A 2440-nucleotide genomic window follows, 5' to 3' on the forward strand; every position below is an offset into this window, starting at 1 on the left:
TTCATGGAGAGCGTATGCAGCCTGGCGAGATCATCGCGAACGTGTTTGCAGCGGGGTTGGTCAGTGTCCTGGTAGCAGTCGTTTTCCTGATTTTCGGGAACCCGCTCTGGCCTGAACGACACGTCCGGATGGTCATCATCCCGCCTGTCCATCGAATGACAACCACCGCTATCAAAAATGCCTGGCCAGACCTGCCGGACAAAATTGATTTGAACGTTTCGCGCCCGAGGCCGGCCACCGGTGAGCGGATCTGAAGCGTCCTTCGAAACGCACTGACTTGGAGCGCTATGGCGCGCGCCCTGTGCTAGGGTGGCCGGTCAGTTTTCCGGTCTAGACTGAAGTGCATTGTGGATATGTGTTGCTGCGGTGGCGGCATGGCCAAACGCAACGGCAATTTGATTGAGGCCCTCAGCCACGTCTCCAATGGCATAGAGACCCGCAGTCGACGTTTCGAGGTGTCGGCTGACCAGAACATATCCTTGCGCGTCACACTCTGCACCGAGTGCGGCGGCGAGTTCAGAGCGCACATCAGACCCCATTGCGGGGTACACCACATCCAATTCCCGCATTGGCGCACCGTCGGCCATGACAACGCCGAACCCGGTTGCCCGAGCAACAAGATCCTCGACGGTGTCCCAGATTTCGATGCCGCCTGCCGAGGCCATGCCGCGGGCGGCATCGGAAATATCCTCCGGATAGTTGGCGAGCAAGGTAACCTGACCGCTGTACTCCTTCAAAAACAGGGCTTCCTTGAGCGCCAGATGCTCTGGGCCGACGACGCCGATGCGCTTGCCCACGGCCTCATAGGCGTCGCAGACCGGACACAGTCGGACAGTGCCGGCCGCGACGGCCTCCTCCAGCCCTTCTATTGCCGGGGCCTTGTCCACGATCCCGGTTGCAAGAACCACGCGCCTTGCTCGGATGGTCCCGAAGGTGGTCGTCAGCACAAAGGTCCCGTCGCGCTTCTTGGCGCCCGCTACACGACCGTCCACTACGCTTGCACCGTATCTCTGTGCCTGGGCTTTGAGACGGCCGAGCAACTCTGACCCGCCTACGCCCTCCGGGAAGCCAGGACAGTTATGCGATTTTGGAATGAGCTTGGCTCGTGCGTCGCCGGCGTCGACCACGATCACCGAATGCAGGAATCTGGCCAGATACATGCCTGCCGCAAGTCCTGCGGGGCCGCCGCCGACAATAGCCACGTCGAATTCATGACCGCGGGAAGAAATTGGCATTTCGCCCAACATTGCAAACAGGATCTTGTTCCCTGCTTTGGCAGAGGGGATGAGCAGGCGACGGTCAGGCCTCCAAACGTGATTTACGCGGCAACTCGTCGAGGTCCCTTTCACCGGGCGATGGCGCGCGCCTCGATCTGATTTGCGCAGTCTTCGCCATCAAGCGATTCCAGCTTCTGCAAATCAGGCTTCAATTCGAGGTGCCCGAAAATGCCGACATGGCATTTCACAGGCCAACTTGCCTTAGACCTGCGACCGTGCGCATTTCCCAAGCCCACGCGATTCGAATCGGATCGACCTGCCGGGAAAACCCACCTGATAGCCCCGTCCTTCCGATCCGGAGGGCGCAATGCCGATCGTCTGAAGGGCCGCTCAAATTTACTGACCCAGTCGAGGTGCAGACTATCATAGTTGATTGTTGCTGCCGGTGACCTCGCGTAATCAAAGGCTCACGAGGCTTTCCAACAGAGGACGGTATGTTGTATCCAGGTCGATTTTTGGAACCGAGCGATATTGTGATGCTTGCCCGTGTTTGTGCGACGGTCTGCGAACAGCGCGGCGTACCTGTTGCTTCGCGGGCCGGAGAACGGACAGCTGCGCACGTACTCAGGCTGTTTCTGAACGGCTTGACTGGGGAGAATGAGCTGATCGATGCTGAGAAGAACTGGGCTCGCGGGAGTGATCTGGCTTTCGAGGGGGCTCCTGTCAGCTACGAAAACAAAAGAGAGGCCGCGTGATTCAAGCTTCCTGAGAATCGAATGTAGCCAAGAAAACTGCTCGCCCACGGGTCAGGCACCAGAGGCACCCTCCCTGCATATCGGGGGCGTTGCTGTGGCACTTCAGGTGAGAAAAAGATCTCCGCACGCCGCCCGATCCGTGGTGTCCGGGCGATTTTCCAGGGGGACTCGACATGAGGCAAGCGCATGCTTTTTGATCCCGGCTCGGGCCTTCCTGGTTTGGGGCTGAAGCGTCGGATTGGTCGGGGCACATCGATGTCTGTCAAAGTCCGAAGACCGCTTCGTAAAATCCGTTTCTAAACGCTGCCGATCCGCTCCTGGCCAAACGCCGCCGGACCGCTTTGGCGCAGCAATGAGCGAAGCAACAAAAGGGGCGGTTTGGCCGTTCTCATTAGTCGCACTGGCGGGCCGGGGCATTCGAAGACATGACTACGCCGCAAATTTTGTCATTTGCCGTAACCTTCGTGA

At 58.9% G+C, this 2440-nt stretch carries 2 protein-coding genes; one reads left to right on the forward strand and one right to left on the reverse strand.

The genetic code is table 11. The annotated features are described in order from the left end of the window. A partial coding sequence (locus EN884_RS32965) for a hypothetical protein (protein ID WP_245492030.1) occupies positions 1-254 on the forward strand: 254 nt, incomplete at its 5' end. Positions 255-317: 63 nt separating this feature from the next. On the opposite strand, the gene EN884_RS32970 is transcribed toward EN884_RS32965, so the two are convergent. Next, positions 318-1247, reverse strand: coding sequence for an NAD(P)/FAD-dependent oxidoreductase (locus EN884_RS32970; protein WP_244514439.1), 930 nt, complete (start codon positions 1245-1247; stop codon positions 318-320). Between the last annotated feature and the right edge of the window lie 1193 nt (positions 1248-2440).

This window comes from Mesorhizobium sp. M7A.F.Ca.AU.001.01.1.1 (assembly GCF_004022735.1).
GTDB lineage: Bacteria > Pseudomonadota > Alphaproteobacteria > Rhizobiales > Rhizobiaceae > Mesorhizobium > Mesorhizobium ciceri.